At 71.6% G+C, this 17,334-nt stretch carries 15 protein-coding genes; 13 read left to right on the top strand and 2 right to left on the bottom strand.

The genetic code is table 11. The features are described from left to right. Nucleotides 1-41: 41 nt before the first annotated feature. The 10 genes from ACZ6CL_RS07860 (at nt 42) to ACZ6CL_RS07905 (ending at nt 8,841) form a co-directional block, all read left to right on the top strand. On the top strand, nt 42-977 hold the full coding sequence (locus tag ACZ6CL_RS07860) for a Rossmann-like and DUF2520 domain-containing protein (protein ID WP_468932530.1): 936 nt from the start codon (nt 42-44) through the stop codon (nt 975-977). Beyond that, entirely contained in the window at nt 974-1,960 is a 987-nt protein-coding gene (panC, locus tag ACZ6CL_RS07865; protein WP_468932533.1) for a pantoate--beta-alanine ligase, read from the top strand. Before ACZ6CL_RS07860 ends, panC begins: the two co-directional genes overlap by 4 nt. A 20-nt stretch (nt 1,961-1,980) precedes the next feature. Next, nucleotides 1,981-3,807, top strand: a complete 1,827-nt coding sequence (locus ACZ6CL_RS07870) for an L-aspartate oxidase (RefSeq protein ID WP_468932534.1) — start codon at nt 1,981-1,983, stop codon at nt 3,805-3,807. Next, on the top strand, nt 3,804-4,856 hold the full coding sequence (gene nadC / locus ACZ6CL_RS07875; RefSeq protein ID WP_468932537.1) for a carboxylating nicotinate-nucleotide diphosphorylase: 1,053 nt from the start codon (nt 3,804-3,806) through the stop codon (nt 4,854-4,856). Before ACZ6CL_RS07870 ends, nadC begins: the two co-directional genes overlap by 4 nt. Nucleotides 4,857-4,937: 81 nt before the next feature. Continuing rightward, entirely contained in the window at nt 4,938-5,735 is a 798-nt protein-coding gene (locus ACZ6CL_RS07880) for a type III pantothenate kinase (protein ID WP_398305060.1), read from the top strand. Between the two features lie 382 nt (nt 5,736-6,117). Then, nucleotides 6,118-6,999: a hypothetical protein gene (locus tag ACZ6CL_RS07885; RefSeq protein WP_468932539.1), complete on the top strand. Its 882-nt coding sequence runs from the start codon at nt 6,118-6,120 to the stop codon at nt 6,997-6,999. A gap of 34 nt (nt 7,000-7,033) precedes the next feature. Next, on the top strand, nt 7,034-7,228 hold the full coding sequence (locus ACZ6CL_RS07890; RefSeq protein ID WP_468932542.1) for a hypothetical protein: 195 nt from the start codon (nt 7,034-7,036) through the stop codon (nt 7,226-7,228). Nucleotides 7,229-7,344: 116 nt separating this feature from the next. Beyond that, the gene (locus ACZ6CL_RS07895; protein ID WP_009716896.1) at nt 7,345-7,740 is read left to right on the top strand and encodes a BlaI/MecI/CopY family transcriptional regulator; all 396 of its coding nucleotides are present in this window, start codon (nt 7,345-7,347) and stop codon (nt 7,738-7,740) included. A gap of 22 nt (nt 7,741-7,762) precedes the next feature. Next, entirely contained in the window at nt 7,763-8,284 is a 522-nt protein-coding gene (locus tag ACZ6CL_RS07900) for an amino-acid N-acetyltransferase (protein ID WP_468932545.1), read from the top strand. 221 nt (nt 8,285-8,505) lie between these two features. Next, nucleotides 8,506-8,841, top strand: coding sequence for a histone-like nucleoid-structuring protein Lsr2 (locus tag ACZ6CL_RS07905; protein ID WP_009716898.1), 336 nt, complete (start codon nt 8,506-8,508; stop codon nt 8,839-8,841). Nucleotides 8,842-8,846: 5 nt separating this feature from the next. On the opposite strand, the gene ACZ6CL_RS07910 is transcribed toward ACZ6CL_RS07905, so the two are convergent. After that, complete coding sequence (locus ACZ6CL_RS07910) at nt 8,847-9,497, bottom strand: SCO3374 family protein (protein ID WP_468932549.1); 651 nt, start codon at nt 9,495-9,497, stop codon at nt 8,847-8,849. 462 nt (nt 9,498-9,959) lie between these two features. On the opposite strand from ACZ6CL_RS07910, the gene ACZ6CL_RS07915 reads away from it, so the two are divergent. Both ACZ6CL_RS07915 and ACZ6CL_RS07920 read left to right on the top strand, forming a co-directional pair. Then, nucleotides 9,960-12,482: an ATP-dependent Clp protease ATP-binding subunit gene (locus tag ACZ6CL_RS07915; protein WP_468932551.1), complete on the top strand. Its 2,523-nt coding sequence runs from the start codon at nt 9,960-9,962 to the stop codon at nt 12,480-12,482. A gap of 598 nt (nt 12,483-13,080) precedes the next feature. After that, a complete protein-coding gene (locus tag ACZ6CL_RS07920) occupies nt 13,081-14,229 on the top strand; it encodes a macrolide family glycosyltransferase (protein WP_468932553.1) in 1,149 nt (382 codons plus the stop codon). Between the two features lie 56 nt (nt 14,230-14,285). Here the strand turns inward: ACZ6CL_RS07920 and ACZ6CL_RS07925 are convergent, their stop codons facing one another. Beyond that, nucleotides 14,286-16,118, bottom strand: a complete 1,833-nt coding sequence (locus tag ACZ6CL_RS07925) for a bifunctional metallophosphatase/5'-nucleotidase (protein ID WP_468932555.1) — start codon at nt 16,116-16,118, stop codon at nt 14,286-14,288. Nucleotides 16,119-16,295: 177 nt separating this feature from the next. Here ACZ6CL_RS07925 and mshD point away from each other — a divergent pair, with 177 nt between their 5' ends. Continuing rightward, on the top strand, nt 16,296-17,228 hold the full coding sequence (gene mshD, locus ACZ6CL_RS07930; protein WP_468932556.1) for a mycothiol synthase: 933 nt from the start codon (nt 16,296-16,298) through the stop codon (nt 17,226-17,228). Nucleotides 17,229-17,334 lie beyond the last annotated feature (106 nt).

Below are 17,334 nucleotides of genomic sequence, written 5' to 3' on the forward strand. Positions count from 1 at the left end.
TCCGGTACCCCCTGAGGACTGGAACGGAAGGCCGCAGTCGCGTGAACGCACAACCACTTCCCGAGCCGCAGGACCGCCCGGCCCGGCTCACCGTCGGCGTGGTCGGCGCCGGTCGTGTCGGTCCGGCGCTCGCCGCCTCGCTGCGGCTGGCCGGGCACCGGCCCGTCGCCGCCTCCGGCGTCTCCGACGCCTCCGTGAGCCGGGCCGCCGCCCTGCTCCCCGAGGTCCCGATCGTCCCGCCCGCCGAGGTGCTGGCGCGGGCCGAGCTGGTCCTGCTCACCGTCCCCGACGACGCCCTGCCCGAGCTGGTCCAGGGGCTCGCCGAGACCGGCGCGGTGCGCCCCGGCCAGCTGCTGGTGCACACCTCGGGCCGCTACGGCACCGCCGTGCTGGAGCCCGCCCTGCGGGCCGGTGCGCTGCCGCTCGCGCTGCACCCCGTGATGACGTTCACCGGCACCCCGGTCGACGTCCAGCGGCTCGCGGGCTGCTCCTTCGGCGTCACCGCCCCCGAGGAGCTGCGGCTGGCGGCCGAGGCGCTGGTCATCGAGATGGGCGGCGAGCCCGAGTGGGTCGCGGAGGAGTCCCGTCCGCTGTATCACGCGGCCCTCGCCATCGGCGCCAACCACCTGGTCACCCTGGTCGCCCAGTCCATGGAGCTGCTGCGCGCCTCCGGGGTCGAGGCGCCCGACCGGATGCTCGGCCCGCTGCTCGGCGCCGCCCTCGACAACTCGCTGCGCAGCGGCGACGCCGCGCTCACCGGCCCGGTCGCGCGCGGCGACGCTGGCACGGTCGCCGCGCACGTCCAGGAGCTGCGGCGGCACGCACCGCAGGCCGTCGCCGGGTATCTCGCCATGGCCCGTGCCACGGCGGACCGGGCGCTCGCCCACGGGATGCTCAAGCCGGAGCTGGCGGAGAACCTGCTGGGCGTTCTGTCGGACATCTCGGACGCCCGGGGCCGGGGAGGAGCGGGATCGTGAGCCCGAAGCTGTGGACCAAGCCGAGCCCCGGGGAGCCGGATGTGGAGCTGTTCGGGAGTCGCACGGACTTCGACGCCGCGCTGGCGCACTTCGCCGTGCCGGGGCGTACGGCCGTCGTCATGACCATGGGCGCGCTGCATGATGGGCATGCCGCGCTGATCCGCGCCGCGCGCGCCCGGGTCGGCGCCGAGGGCCTCGTCACTGTCACCGTCTTCGTCAACCCGCTGCAGTTCGGCGCGGGCGAGGACCTGGACCGCTATCCGCGCACGCTCGACGCCGACCTGGAGGTCGCGGCCGCCGCCGGGGCGGACATCGTCTTCGCCCCCTCGGCCGAGGAGGTGTACGGAAGCGGCGAACCGCGCATACGGATGGCCGCCGGAGCGATGGGCGCGGGGTACGAGGGCGCTTCCCGGCCCGGCCACTTCGACGGGATGCTCACCGTCGTCGCCAAGCTGCTCCACCTCACCCGCCCGGACGTCGCCTTCTTCGGCGAGAAGGACGCGCAGCAGCTGGTGCTCGTCCGCCGGATGGTGCGGGACCTGGACTTCCCGGTGGAGATCGTCGGCGTCCCCACGGTCCGGGAGGGCGACGGGCTGGCCCTGTCCAGCCGCAACCGCTACCTCTCGGCGCGGGAGCGGGCCACCGCGCTGGCCCTGCACAGGGCGCTGTTCGCGGGGCGTGACGCGGGGTTGTCGGCGGCGCGGTCCGCCGGAAGCGCCGAGAGTCCCCCCGGCGGGGGCGCGGACGGCCTCGCCCAGGTCGGCTCGCCCGGTGCCGTACGGGCCGCCGCGCGCGCGGTGCTGGCGGAGGCCGCCCTCCTCGATCCCCCGCTCGTCCCCGACTACCTGGACCTGATCGACCCGGAGGACTTCACCGAGGCCCCCGAGGACCACACCGGCGAGGCGATCCTGGCCGTCGCCGCCAAGGTCGGCTCCACCCGGCTGATCGACAACATCCGACTGTGGTTCGGAGCGGACCGATGAACGGACCGATGAACGGACCGATGAACGGACCGATAAACGGGCCGGTGCACGGGGCGTCCGGCGTCACGGCCCCGGCCACCGCCCTGCGCGCCCCCGCGCCCGGCTGGGCCACCGAGGCCGACGTCGTGGTCGTCGGCTCGGGCGTCGCGGGCCTGACCGTGGCGCTGCGCTGCGCCGCCGCCGGGGCGAAGGTCACCGTCGTCACCAAGGCCCGGCTCGACGACGGCTCCACGCGCTGGGCCCAGGGCGGCATAGCCGCCGCCCTCGGCGACGGCGACACCCCCGGGCAGCATCTCGACGACACGCTCGTCGCGGGCGCCGGGCTGTGCGACGAGCAGGCCGTGCGGATGCTGGTCACCGAGGGCCCCGACGCCGTGCGGCGGCTCATCGCCACCGGCGCCCGCTTCGACGCCGACGACGACACCGGCGAGATCCTGCTGACCCGCGAGGGCGGTCACCACCGCCGCCGCATCGCCCACGCCGGCGGCGACGCGACCGGCGCGGAGATCTCCCGCGCCCTGGTCGGCGCGGTGCGCGAGGCCGGGATCGACACCGTTGAGAACGCCCTCGTGCTCGACCTCCTCAAGGACGCCTCCGGCCGCGCCGCGGGCGTCACCCTGCACGTGATGGGCGAGGGCGCGCGGGACGGTGTGGGCGCGGTGCACGCGCGCGCGGTCGTCCTCGCGACGGGCGGCATGGGCCAGGTCTTCTCCGCCACCACCAACCCGGCCGTCTCCACGGGCGACGGCGTCGCCCTCGCGCTGCGCGCCGGGGCGGAGGTGAGCGACCTGGAGTTCGTCCAGTTCCACCCGACCGTGCTGTGGCTCGGCCCGGAGGCCGAGGGGCAGCAGCCGCTGGTCTCCGAGGCGGTGCGCGGCGAGGGCGCGTATCTGGTGGACGCGGACGGGGTGCGCTTCATGGTGGGGCAGCACGAGCTGGCCGAGCTGGCGCCCCGTGACATCGTCGCCAAGGGCATCATGCGGCGGATGCGCGAGCAGGGCGCCGAGCACATGTACCTGGACGCCCGCCACTTCGGCGCCCGGATGTGGGAGCACCGCTTCCCGACGATCCTGGCCGCCTGCCGGACCCACGGCATCGACCCGGTCACCCAGCCGATCCCGGTCGCCCCCGCCGCGCACTACGCCAGTGGCGGGGTGTGGACGGACCTGCGGGGGCGTACGACGGTGCCGGGGCTGTACGCGTGCGGGGAGACGGCCTGCACGGGCGTGCACGGCGCGAACCGGCTGGCGTCCAACTCGCTGCTGGAGGGCCTGGTCTTCGCCGAGCGCATCGCGGCGGACATCGCTTCGGGCATCCCGGCCGTCGCTGCCACCACGGACACCGCCGCCATCGTCGAGCAGCCCCCCATACCGGAGCCCGCGCCACAGAACGCGCCACAGAACGCGGCGCCGAGGCCGGGGCAGGGCGGGGGAGGGGCCCTGCTCGCCCCCGAGGCCCGGTACGCCGTCCAGCGCATCATGACCACCGGCGCCGGTGTCCTCCGCTCCGCCGGAAGCCTCGCCCATGCCGCCGAGCGGCTGGACCGCGTCCGGGACGACGCCGTCGAGACGCTGCACCGCGACGGCAAGACGGCCGCGCCCGGCGTCGAGACCTGGGAGGCGACGAACCTCCTCCTCGTCGCCCGGGTCCTGGTGGCCGCCGCGCTCCGGCGCGAGGAGACCCGCGGCTGCCACTGGCGGGAGGACCGCCCCGACCGGGACGACGCGGCGTGGCAGCGCCACCTCCTGGTCACCCTCGGCCCCGACGGCTCGCTCGACGTCCGTACGACGGACTCCGCGGCGTTCCCCTCACCCACCACCCGACCCGAGACGGAGTCCCACCCGTGAGCAGCACCTCCGACGACCGCCAGCAGAGCCCCCCACAGGCCCTTCCGCTGCTCCAGATCGGCCTCCCGGACGGCGGTGGCGAGGGCGGCGGCTGCGGCAGCTCCTGCGGCTGCGGCGGCGCCGACGACGGCGCGTACGGGCTCGACCCGATGGAGTGCGGCCTCGACCCCGACCTGGCCCAGCTGCTGGCCGACGCCGGGCTCGACCCCGTCCAGGTCGAGGACATCGCGCACATGGCGATCGAGGAGGACCTCGACCAGGGCGTGGACGTGACGACCGTCGCCACCGTCCCCGAGGACGCCTTCGCCACCGCCGACTTCACGGCCCGTGAGGCGGGCACCGTGGCCGGGCTGCGGATCGCCGAGGCGATCCTGTCCGTCGTCTGCACGGACGAGTTCGAGGTCGAGCGCCACGTGGAGGACGGCGACCGGGTGGAGCCCGGCCAGCGGCTGCTGAGCGTCCGCACCCGCACCCGCGACCTGCTCACCGGCGAGCGCAGCGCGCTCAACCTGCTGTGCCGTCTGTCCGGCATCGCGACCGCGACCCGCGCCTGGGCGGACGCCCTGGAGGGGACGAAGGCGAAGGTCCGCGACACCCGCAAGACGACGCCGGGGCTGCGCGCCCTGGAGAAGTACGCGGTGCGCTGCGGCGGTGGCGTCAACCACCGCATGTCGCTGTCGGACGCGGCGCTCGTCAAGGACAACCACGTGGTCGCCGCGGGCGGCGTGGCGCAGGCGTTCAGCGCCGTTCGGGCCGATTTCCCGGACCTGCCGATCGAGGTGGAGGTCGACACCCTGGACCAGATCCCGCCGGTCCTGGAGGCGGGCGCGGATCTGATCCTGCTGGACAACTTCACCCCGGAGCGCACCCGCGAGGCGGTCGGACTGGTCGCGGGCCGGGCCGCGCTGGAGTCCTCGGGCCGCCTGACGCTCGCCAACGCCCGTACGTACGCCGAGACCGGCGTCGACTACCTGGCGGTCGGCGCGCTCACCCACTCGTCCCCGGTCCTGGACATCGGCCTGGACCTGCGCGACGCCGAGGCGGTGTAGCGCCGTGCCGCTGACCGTCGCCCCGCCCCCCACCCCAGAACTCGCCCTCTGCCGTGAGGCCGACCGGAAGCGGTGTCGCCCATGCTGCTGACCATCGACGTGGGAAACACGCACACCGTCCTCGGCCTCTTCGACGGGGAGGAGATCGTCGAGCACTGGCGGATCTCCACCGACGCCCGCCGCACCGCCGACGAACTGGCCGTCCTGCTCCAGGGCCTGATGGGGATGCATCCGCTGCTCGGCGAGGAGCTGGGCGACGGCATCGAGGGCATCTCCATCTGCTCCACCGTCCCCTCCGTCCTGCACGAGCTGCGCGAGGTCACCCGCCGCTACTACGGCGACGTGCCCTCCGTCCTGGTCGAGCCGGGCGTGAAGACCGGCGTGCCGATCCTGATGGACAACCCGAAGGAGGTCGGCGCGGACCGGATCATCAACGCGCTGGCGGCCGTCGAGCTGTACGAGGGCCCGTGCGTGGTCGTCGACTTCGGCACCGCGACCACCTTCGACGCGGTCAGCTCGCGCGGCGAGTACGTGGGCGGGGTGATCGCGCCCGGTATCGAGATCTCGGTCGAGGCGCTGGGCGTGCGCGGTGCGCAGCTGCGCAAGATCGAGCTGGCCCGCCCGCGCAGCGTGATCGGCAAGAACACCGTGGAGGCCATGCAGTCCGGCATCCTGTACGGCTTCGCGGGCCAGGTCGACGGAATCGTCCGGCGGATGGCGCGCGAGCTGGCCCAGGACCCCGAGGACGTGACGGTCATCGCCACCGGCGGTCTCGCCCCGATGGTGCTGGGCGAGGCCTCGGTGATCGACGAACACGAGCCCTGGCTCACCCTCATCGGTCTGCGGCTGGTCTACGAGCGCAACGTCGCGCGCGGCTGACCGGCGCGGTGCGGCCAGATCGGCGCCTGATCGGCGCCTGATCGCGCCGCGAAAACACCGTTCACCTGCGAACTCGGCAGTATTGGCGGCAATACGAAACGAATTCCGCGCACTGTTCATTCGGTACGGCCGGTGAGTCCACTCCACCGACTGCCGAGACGTAGTCGAGGAATGCCGTCCCCGCCGAATTCGGCATCGAGAAGCGGAGTGCGCCCGACCGGAGCCCGTTCGCTCCGGCGGAGCCGTCTGCCGGGGGCCGGGCGGACTCCGGTGCGCGGGCGGGCCCGTACTCCGGCCGCCACCGCCGAATGGCCGCCCCCGCAACGCGCCGCACCGCCCGCCGCTCAGCGAAATTTGTCCGCTTAGCACTTAAAGTCCTCCCATGCCCACGCCCTATGGATCCCGCGGCGGAATGGCGTTCAGTGCGGATGAGCTGCGTGTGCTCCGACGCGCCCTCGCCATCGCCCTCCAACCCGAACCCGTCACTCCCCCCGGCCCCCGCGGCCCGGACCGGGCGGAGGAGGTCCAGGACTGTTTCCGGCTCGCCGAGGCCGTGGACGAGGCCGTCCGCGAGGGCGGGCGGCTGCGAGCGTTCCTGCTCGACGAGCTGACCCGCTACCGCACCGCCCTGCCCGGCGCCGCCGTCGGCTATCTGGAGCAGCTCGAGGGCGCCCTGGCGGCCGGTTACGAGCCGCTCCCGGAGGACCTGGCCGCGCTGCGCGCGCTGTGCCGGGCCACCGCCTCGGACGGTGAGGCCGAGCGCCGCCGCGCGCTGCTGAGCCACTGTGAGCGCCTGGCCGAGCGCTGCGTACGCGCCCGGCTCGCGACGCGTGCCGTGGCCGTCCCGCCGGACGCCCGGCCCGTGGAGGCCCGGCTACGCGCCCTGCCGGGTGGCGTCATCGGCGTCGGCGCCGGAACCGGAAGCGGGACGGCCGGATCAGCGGGTGGGCCGGTGCTGAAGGACGAGGAGCCGAAGCGGGAGCCGCGCAAGAAGCCCACCCCCGCCCCCGACCGTGGCGACCGCGAGGAGCCGAAGCGGCGTGAGCCCGGCCGTGGCACCGGACGGCCGCAGCGGCCGGTGCCGACGCCCGCCGAGGTCTTCCCGCCCAAGCGCCGCCGCCCCTCCCCGCCGCCGGATCAGGAGTCCCGGCTCGTCCCGGGGGTGAGGCCCGGTGTCTGCGGCCCCGGGGTCGGTGCCGGGGTCGGTGCCGGGGTCGGTGCCGGGGTCAGGCCCGGCGCGGAGGCCGACGCGGGCGCCGCGTAATCTGGGGGCATCGAGCATAAGGAGGCCGATAGCCATGGATTACGTCTCCGCGCTGGTGCCGCCCCTGGTGATGGCCGTGGCCTTCACCTTCCTGATCGTGACGATCATCAAGAGCCAGGGTGGCGCCAACAAGGCGAAAGAAGACCACCTGGTGGACGCGGCACTCGCCCGCGCCGAGGCGGACCGCACGGCGTCGGCCGGTAAGACACCGGGCCGCGACGCGTCCTGACACCGGCCTCCGCACCTTCACCGGCACGCCCCGGGATGCACCCGCATCCCGGGGCGTGCGGCCTTTCGCCGCACACATCCCCCAACATTCGGCACATCTCCCACTATTATTCACATGTGCCTCGGCCATTGGGAGAGCTGGAAGACGCGGTCATGACGCGGGTGTGGAAGTGGAACCGCCCGGTCACGGTCCGAGAAGTCCTGGAAGACCTTCAGCGAGAACGCTCGATCGCCTACACGACGGTCATGACCGTAATGGACAACCTCCATCACAAGGGCTGGCTCCGCAGGGAGGTGCAAGGCCGCGCCTATCGATATGCCGCGGTCTCCACCCGGGCCGCCTACTCGGCCGCACTGATGAACGAAGCGTGGTCAACCAGTGACAACCCGGCGGCGGCCCTCGTCGCGTTCTTCGGGATGATGTCCGAAGAGCAGCGAGATGCACTGCGGGATGCCATGCGCGTCGCACAACTCGGTGAGCCCGGGGAGAGCCCCGGTGAGTCGGGGCGATGAGCCGGGGCGATAGCGTCCGGCCATGTCCTCTGCACTATCAAAAGTAGTCACTGTCCGCCGAGCCCGGACCGGCGATGTACGAGCCGTGCGCCGGCTCATCGACTCCTACGTGGGCGATCGCATCCTGCTCGACAAAGCCACGGTGACCCTTTACGAGGACATCCAGGAGTTCTGGGTCGCGGAGCGCGACGAGGACGCTGAGGTCATTGGCTGTGGGGCACTCCACGTCATGTGGGAAGACCTCGCGGAGGTTCGTACTCTCGCGGTGGATCCCGCTCACAAGGGGAGTGGTGTAGGCCACCTGGTGCTCGACAAGCTGTTGCAGACGGCGCGCTGGCTCGGCGTGCGGCGCATTTTCTGCCTCACCTTCGAAGTCGACTTCTTCACCAAGCACGGCTTCGTGGAGATCGGCGAGACGCCGGTCGACGGGGATGTCTACAGCGAGCTGCTGCGTTCCTATGACGAGGGCGTCGCCGAGTTCCTCGGTCTCGAACGGGTGAAGCCGAACACCCTTGGCAACAGCCGGATGCTTCTGCAACTGTGATCGCGGGCCCTATGTCCGAATCGCGCCCCTATCACATAGCTCCGGAACAGCGGGTTCCATCAGCCTTCCCTCATGGTCGATCGGTCGAACCTTCCCGGAGGGTTTGTGTTTTTCCGGGAAAAGCGGTTTCCTATTCTCCCGTAGTGTAATTACCTGGGGGGTGAGACATCAGCGGCTAACGCCGTGCCCCCGAGCCCCCCGTTTCCTCTGAAAGGAACCCCATGGCACAGAAGGTTCAGGTCCTTCTTGTCGACGACCTCGACGGCGGCGAGGCGGACGAGACCGTGACGTTCGCGCTGGACGGCAAGAGCTACGAGATCGACCTCAACACGGTGAACGCGGACAAGCTCCGTGACGCCCTGGAGCCGTTCACCAAGGGCGGCCGTCGCACCGGCGGCCGGGCCTCCGGCGGCCGTGGCAAGGCGCGTGCGGCGTCGGGCAGCGGCCAGGACACCGCGAAGATTCGCGCCTGGGCGAAGGAGAACGGCTACGAGGTCAACGACCGCGGCCGTGTTCCGGCGACCGTTCGTGAGGCGTACGAGAAGGCCAACGGCTGAACGCGTCACCCTTTCCCGGCTCGCCGCTGTCCGGGCACTGGCCGGGCGCGCAACAACCGGGCTCGGTGGCACTCCGTGGCCGCCGCACCCACGAGCCGTACGAGATCGGGGGCGCCCCCATCGCCCCCGAAGCCTGTCACCGGCAGCGTCGGCTCCACCCCGCCCTCCGGCTCGGGAGGCCGCAGCCAGACGGCGGCCTCCTGCGGGCACCGTCCGCCGGGCGCCCCGGGTTCCCCGGGTGGAGGCCAGGAGGCGGAGGGGCACGGAGCGGTGATCCGGCCGCCGGCGCCGAGTGCGGTCAGATCGAGCGGAATTCCGCCCCACTCCAGCCAGTCGAGCAGCCCCGGCAGCTCGTCGGCGCCGCCCGCGGCCACCAGCAGCCGCATCCAGGGGCCCTCCACCGCGACCGGACCGGTCCGCGGTACGCGCCGCAGCAGCGCGAAACCGGCGGCGGCCGGCAGCTCCAGTACGTCGAATGCCACCCCCGTGAGCAGCTCGACGGGATCGCTGCCGGTCGTCGACCAGCCCAGCTCCCGCTCGTACCACCGCGCGCACCCCGGGGCGCCCTGGTCCGGTGCGCCCGGTTCCCGTGAGCACGACCCGGGGGCCGGGCGGTCCTGTGAGCGGCCGCACGGCGCCGCGGCGGTGGAGATCATGCCCAGAGAAACTGTCTCCCTCCCCGAAGGTTACGTCCCGTAGGCGCATCGACGCGCGGCGTGATCGGATGGGGGTGTGCAGGGGTGGTGAACGGGCGCAAGGTTGTTCGCCCGTAGCGGAGGGAACCGGCCCTCCGGGCATGGAGTGTCCGTCCTTGCGGGTAAGACATCCCTAGTGGGAGGGGCGGTCCGCGTGTCGGGAGAAGGGGGCGTTCGCCATCGGCGTAGTGACGGTGGGCGTATATGCCTGGCCTGCGGGAACATCGTCTCGCACCATCGGGTTGGAGCAGTTGTCGGCTGTTCGGGCAGGAGGCCATCTGCTGTGCGCCCTGTGAGAGTGGGGTCGATCCGGACGGTTGTCGGCAGTTGGAATGAGCTGTCCCGGGTTGCGGGACTAGCATGCGGAAGGACAGGGAGGGGATCGTCCCCGATCTTTCTGACCGCTCTGAGGAGCGATTAACGATGTTCGAGAGGTTCACCGACCGCGCGCGGCGGGTTGTCGTCCTGGCTCAGGAAGAAGCCCGGATGCTCAACCACAACTACATCGGCACCGAACACATTCTCCTGGGCCTGATCCACGAGGGTGAGGGTGTCGCCGCTAAGGCCCTGGAGAGCCTCGGGATTTCGCTCGAGGCGGTCCGCCAGCAGGTGGAGGAGATCATCGGTCAGGGCCAGCAGGCCCCGTCCGGGCACATCCCCTTCACCCCCCGTGCCAAGAAGGTCCTGGAGCTGTCGCTCCGTGAGGCCCTTCAGCTCGGTCACAACTACATCGGTACGGAGCACATCCTGCTCGGCCTGATCCGCGAGGGTGAGGGCGTCGCCGCCCAGGTCCTCGTGAAGCTGGGCGCCGATCTGAACCGGGTGCGGCAGCAGGTCATCCAGCTGCTCTCCGGCTACCAGGGCAAGGAGGCCGCCACCGCCGGCGGTCCGGCCGAGGGCACTCCCTCGACCTCGCTCGTCCTGGACCAGTTCGGCCGCAACCTCACGCAGGCCGCCCGCGAATCCAAGCTCGACCCGGTCATCGGGCGCGAGAAGGAGATCGAGCGGGTCATGCAGGTGCTGTCGCGCCGCACCAAGAACAACCCGGTCCTCATCGGCGAGCCCGGCGTCGGTAAGACGGCGGTCGTCGAGGGACTGGCCCAGGCCATCGTCAAGGGCGAGGTGCCCGAGACCCTCAAGGACAAGCACCTCTACACCCTGGACCTGGGCGCCCTGGTCGCCGGCTCCCGCTACCGCGGTGACTTCGAGGAGCGCCTGAAGAAGGTCCTCAAGGAGATCCGCACCCGCGGCGACATCATCCTGTTCATCGACGAGCTCCACACCCTGGTGGGTGCGGGCGCCGCCGAGGGCGCGATCGATGCCGCCAGCATCCTCAAGCCGATGCTGGCGCGGGGCGAGCTGCAGACCATCGGCGCGACGACGCTCGACGAGTACCGCAAGTACCTGGAGAAGGACGCGGCGCTGGAGCGCCGTTTCCAGCCCATCCAGGTCGCCGAGCCGTCGCTGCCGCACACCATCGAGATCCTCAAGGGCCTGCGGGACCGCTACGAGGCGCACCACCGCGTCTCGATCACGGACTCGGCCCTGGTCGCGGCCGCCACCCTGGCCGACCGCTACATCTCGGACCGCTTCCTGCCGGACAAGGCGATCGACCTGATCGACGAGGCCGGTTCCCGGATGCGGATCCGCCGGATGACCGCGCCGCCGGACCTGCGCGAGTTCGACGAGAAGATCGCCGACGTGCGCCGGGAGAAGGAGTCCGCGATCGACTCGCAGGACTTCGAGATGGCCGCGGGCCTGCGCGACAAGGAGAAGCAGCTCCTGGCCGCGAAGGCGAAGCGGGAGAAGGAGTGGAAGGCCGGCGACATGGATGTCGTCGCCGAGGTCGACGAGGAGCTGATCGCCGAGGTCCTGGCCACGGCCACCGGCATCCCGGTCTTCAAGCTCACCGAGGAGGAGTCCTCCCGGCTGCTGCGCATGGAAGACGAGCTGCACAAGCGCGTCATCGGCCAGAAGGACGCCATCAAGGCGCTCTCGCAGGCCATCCGGCGTACGCGTGCGGGCCTCAAGGACCCCAAGCGCCCCGGCGGCTCCTTCATCTTCGCGGGCCCGTCCGGTGTCGGTAAGACCGAGCTGAGCAAGACTCTCGCCGAATTCCTCTTCGGCGACGAGGACGCGATGATCTCGCTCGACATGTCGGAGTTCAGCGAGAAGCACACCGTCTCGCGGCTCTTCGGCTCCCCGCCCGGATACGTGGGCTACGAGGAGGGCGGCCAGCTCACCGAGAAGGTGCGCCGCAAGCCGTTCTCCGTGGTCCTCTTCGACGAGGTCGAGAAGGCCCACCCGGACATCTTCAACTCGCTGTTGCAGATCCTGGAGGACGGTCGGCTGACCGACTCCCAGGGCCGGGTCGTGGACTTCAAGAACACGGTGATCATCATGACCACCAACCTCGGCACCCGGGACATCTCCAAGGGCTTCAACCTGGGCTTCGCCGCCCAGGGCGATGTGAAGACCGGCTACGAGCGGATGAAGGCCAAGGTCAACGAGGAGCTGAAGCAGCACTTCCGCCCCGAGTTCCTGAACCGTGTCGATGACACCGTGGTCTTCCACCAGCTCACCGAGGAAGACATCATCCAGATCGTCGACCTCATGACCACCAAGGTGGACGAGCGGCTCAAGGACCGCGACATGGGCATCGAGCTCAGCGGTGACGCCAAGAAGCTGCTCGCCAAGCGGGGCTACGACCCCGTGCTGGGCGCCCGGCCGCTGCGCCGGACCATCCAGCGGGAGATCGAGGACGTGCTGTCGGAGAAGATCCTCTTCGGCGAGCTGCGTCCGGGCCACATCGTGGTCGTGGACATCGAGGGCGAGGGTGAGGAGAAGAAGTTCACCTTCCGCGGCGAGGAGAAGTCGGCGCTGCCGGACACCCCGCCGATCGAGTCCGCCGCCGGCGGAGGCCCGAACCTGAGCAAGGACGCCTAAGCGTCACCTTGTGAGCGGCTGAGGGGCCGCTGGACCGTCTCGCACGGTCCAGCGGCCCCTTTTGCTGTCCGGCCCCTCCCGGGCCGTCCTGAGCCGCGCTGAGCCGTTCTGGGCCGTCCTGGCGCGTCCGCGGGCCTTCTGCTGACCTTCCGCGAGCCTTCTCGGGTCCCTTGCGCACCCTGCGGGGTCTTCCGCCTTGCTTTGCGGGGCCGTGGCGAAATGCCGTCGCATTCAGTCCGGAAAGGTGCGCGTGCGCGAAAGGAAAGAGCCGGGCATTTCCCGGGGCGGTGTGAGGGCGACGGCCCGCCGGGAGAGGGGGAGAACGGGCGGCCCGTCGCAGGGGTGACCCTAAGACCGGGCGCTGAGCGGGCACTTATGGCGTGCTGAGCCCGCGCGCGGGAGGCGCGAAAAAGGCGCGCGGTGGGGCGTGTTGCCGGGGTACGGTGCGCGCATGGACTCGTTTCTTCAGATCTACGGCTGACACGCCGCTCCCTCCAGCGCACCGGTGAGATCGCCGCTGCGCCGGTTCGACGTGTCCCATTCGCCGTAGACCTGAATCGAGTGATCTCTCTTGTCCCGTCGCCGTGCTCATATCGCGATGGTCGGCATTCCCGCCATCAGCCACATTCTGCCCAGCCTCGAAGTCATCCGGGAGCTGGTGGCGCGCGGTCACCGCGTGACGTACGCCAATGACGCCTGCCGGGCGGACGTCATCAAGCCGACCGGCGCCGCGCTGGTGCCGTACGAGTCGACCCTGCCCGTCGCCGACAACGACTGGCCCGAGGACCCCATCGCCGCGATGACCGTCTTCCTGGACGACGCCATCCAGGCGCTGCCGCAGCTGCGCGCCGCGTACGACAACGACCCCGCCGATCTCTACCTGTACGACATCGGCGCGTACACCGGGCGGGTCCTCGCCGAGGCGCAGGGGCGTCCGGCGCTGCAGCTCTCGCCGTCCTTCGTCGCCTGGGAGGGCTACGAACAGGAGGTCGTGGCGCACCTCATGGCGCTGCCGGGGGCCGACGCGTACCAGACGAAGTTCGCCGCGTGGCTGGCTGGCTGCGGGGCGACGACCCTCGATGTGCAGGCCTTCTGCGGGCCGCCCGGGCGGGCGGTCGCGGTGATCCCCCGGGCCATGCAGCCGAACGCCGACCGGGTGGACGAGGACGTGGTGACGTTCGTCGGGCCCTGTCTCGGCGACCGCCCCGACCAGGGCCGGTGGGAACGTCCCGCCGGTGCCGAGAAGGTGCTGCTGGTCTCCCTGGGCTCGGCCTTCACCCGGCAGCCCGGCTTCTACCGGGAGTGCCTGGCCGCCTTCGGCGAGCTGCCCGGGTGGCATGTGGTGCTGCAGATCGGCCGTTACGTCGACCCGGAGGAGCTGGGGCACATCCCGGCAGGCGTCGAGGTCCACCGGTGGGTGCCGCAGCTCTCCATCCTGGAGCAGGCCGACGCGTTCCTCACCCACGCCGGAATGGGCAGCAGCGGTGAGGGCCTGTACTACGGGCTGCCCATGATCGCCGTACCGCAGGGCGCCGAGCAGCCGATGAACGCCGACCGGCTCGTCGAACTCGGCGTGGCCCGCCGCGTCGACACGGCGGACGCGACCGCCGAGGTGCTGCGCACCGCGCTGCTCGACCTCATCACGGACGAGGCGGTGGCGCGGCGGGCGGCCGACCTGCGGGATCAGGCGCGGGCCGAGGGCGGGACGGCGCGGGCCGCGGATCTGATCGAGGAGATGCTGGGCTGAGACACGCCTGCGGCCCGGTCCGTAAGCCGGGCCGGGCCGCAGGTGCGGTTACGTCACTACTTCACGATGGTGATGCGGTCCGCCTTCGGCGGGTCCAGGGGGGCGGACGCCGACGAGTGCGCGCCCAGGTAGGCCGTCAGGGCTTCCAGGTCGGAGGCGCCGACGAGCTTGTTCTTGCCGTCCTTGAAGGCGGGGAAGCCGTCGCCGCCGCCCGCGAGGAATTCGTTCATCGCGACGCGGTAGGTCTTGGCGGGGTCGATGGGCTCACCGTTCAGCTTCACCGTGTCGGAGACGATCCGGTCCTTGCCGGACTTGGTCAGATCGAGGGTGTAGGTGAGGCCCTTCGAGACCTGGAGGATCTTGGGGGAGGCCTCGTTGGAGCCGCTGACCTGCTGCTGGAGCGCGGAGATGAGCTGGGCTCCGGTCAGGTCGAGGACGTTCATCATGTTGGTGAAGGGCTGCACGGTGAACGCCTCGCCGTACGTCACGACCCCGTCGCCCTCGCCGCCGGACGCCTTGTGGGCGAGGTCGGAGCGGATGCCGCCCGGGTTCATCAGGGCGATCTGGGCGCCGCCCTTGCCGTCCGGGGCGAGCGCTTCGAGCTGGGCGTCGGTGATGACGTCGCCCAGCGGGGATTCGTACGCGCCCGAGCCGCGGCCGTTGATGTCGGCGGAGACGTAGCCGACGGGCTTGCCCGCGATGGGGGCGGCCAGCTTGTTCCAGCGGCCGATGAGGGACGTCATGTCGGCGGCCTTGGGACGGTCACGGTCGACGACGTGGTTCGCCGCGTGGGCGCCCTTCACCGTGGTGCGCACGATGTCGTGCGTGCGGCGGTCGTAGGTGAGGGTGGTGTCGGTGTAGAGGCGGCCGAAGGAGGCGGCGGAGGTGACGGTGCGCGGGGTGCCGGAGGGGTCCGGGACCGTGCACGCGTAGGCCTGGTGGGTGTGGCCGGTGACCAGGGCGTCGACCTTCGGGGTGACGTTCTTCGCGATGTCGACTACGGGTCCGGAGATGCCCTTGCCCGCACCGCCGTTGTCGCAGTCGGCGTTGTACGCGGCGGAGGCGGGCAGCCCGCCCTCGTGGATGAGGGCGACGATCGACTTCACGCCCTTGCGCTGCAGCTCCTTGGCGTACTTGTTGATCGTCTGGACCTCGTCGTGGAACTTCAGGCCCTTGACGCCCTCGGCGGTGACGACGTCGGGGGTGCCCTCCAGGGTGACGCCGATGAAGCCGACCTTCACGCCCTTGTGGCGCCAGACGGTGTACGGCTTGAGGACGGGCTTGCCGGTCTTCTCGTCGGTGACGTTGGCGGCCAGGTAGGGGAAGTCGGCGCCCTTGAAGGTCTTGCCCTTCTCGTAGCAGCCCTCCTTGGGGTGGCAGCCGCCCTTCTGCATGCGGGTCAGCTCGGTGCGGCCCTCGTCGAATTCGTGGTTGCCGACGGAGGTGACGTCGAGTTCGAGCTTGTTGAGCGCCTCGATGGTCGGCTCGTCGTGGAAGAGGCCGGACATCAGCGGGCTCGCGCCGATCATGTCGCCGCCGGCGGCGGTGACGGAGTACTCGTGGCCCTTGCGGGCCTGGCGGAGCGCGGTGGCGAGGTATTCGGCGCCGCCTGCCGGGATGGTCTTGGTGGTGCCGTCCGGCTGGGCTTCGGTGACGGTGCCGGAGGAGCCCTGCGGGGGCTCCAGGTTGCCGTGCAGGTCGTTGAAGGACAGCAGCTGTACGTCGACGGTGCGGGCGGGCCGGTGCCGCTCGGAGCCTGCCTCCTGGGCGCCCTTGGCGTCGGCCCCCGCCGGGACCGCGGTGGACAGCACCCCGGCCGCGGCGGCCAGCACCGCGGCTCCCGTGGCCAGCCGGCGTGCCGCACCGCGCCGCCCAAGTCTCCCTGACATGTCGTCCCCTTGTGTGCCCCGTGGGTGTTTGGTGGGCCGCAGCTTACGGTCAACGCGCGTAGCGGGGCAGGGGGATGGAGGTTACGAGCTGGTTGCCGGTGGTCAACCGGGTGACCCGGCACAGGGGCGAGGAGTCCGGCGGCTTGCCGGGGAAGGGGCGGTCGTAGGCTCGGTCCCATGGATGACGTGGTGAACGAGACGGCCGGTGCCCGCCGGATCGAGGTGCTGGAGGAACTGGCGCCCGCCGTGGTGGAGGACGTGCTGCGGCTGATCGCCGAGGCGGCGCACGCCGACGGCCAGCAGGCGGTGTCCGAGCAGGGGCGGTTGCAGCTGCGGGGGCGCCGGGAGGGGGTGCGGCATCTGGTGCTGCGCGAGCCGAGCGGGGAGCTGGTCGGCTACGCGCAGCTGGAGGACACCGACCCGGTGGAGGCCCCGGCCGCCGAGCTGGTGGTGCGCCCGGCGCACCGCGGCCGGGGGCACGGCCGGGCGCTGGGCGTGACGCTGCTCAAGGAGTCCGGGAAGCGGCTGCGGGTGTGGGCGCACGGCGGCCACGCCTCGGCGCGCCATCTGGCGCAGGTGCTGGGGCTGACGCTCTTCCGTGAGCTGCGGCAGATGCGGCGGCCGCTGGGGGCGCCGGACGAGCTGGGCATCCCGGAGCCCACGCTTCCGGAGGGCGTGACCGTACGGACCTTCCGGCCCGGCGAGGACGACGAGGCCTGGCTGGCCGCGAACGCCGCCGCCTTCGCCCACCACCCCGAGCAGGGCTCGCTCACCCAGCGCGACCTGGACGACCGCAAGGGCGAGGCGTGGTTCGACCCCGCCGGGTTCTTCCTGGCCGAGCGCGCGGGCGAGATCGTCGGCTTCCACTGGACGAAGGTGCACGCCGAGGAGGGGCTCGGCGAGGTGTACGTGGTGGGGGTGCGGCCGGACGCGCAGGGCGGGGGGCTGGGCCGGGCGCTGACCGCGATCGGGCTCCGGCATCTGGCCGCGCGGGGGCTGCCGACCGCGATGCTGTACGTCGACGCGGACAATTTCGCCGCCGTGTCCGTCTACGACCGGATCGGCTTTGTCACGCATGAGACGGATCTGATGTATCGAACCGAAACCTGAGGGCAGGGGAGGCACGGGGGATTCGGGAGGGGCGGTCGGGACTCCTGCGGGTCGAGTCCCGATTTCCTAAGCGCCATGTCTCCGTTACCGACGGTTCAATCTCGGT

The organism is Streptomyces sp. NPDC041200, assembly GCF_055591805.1.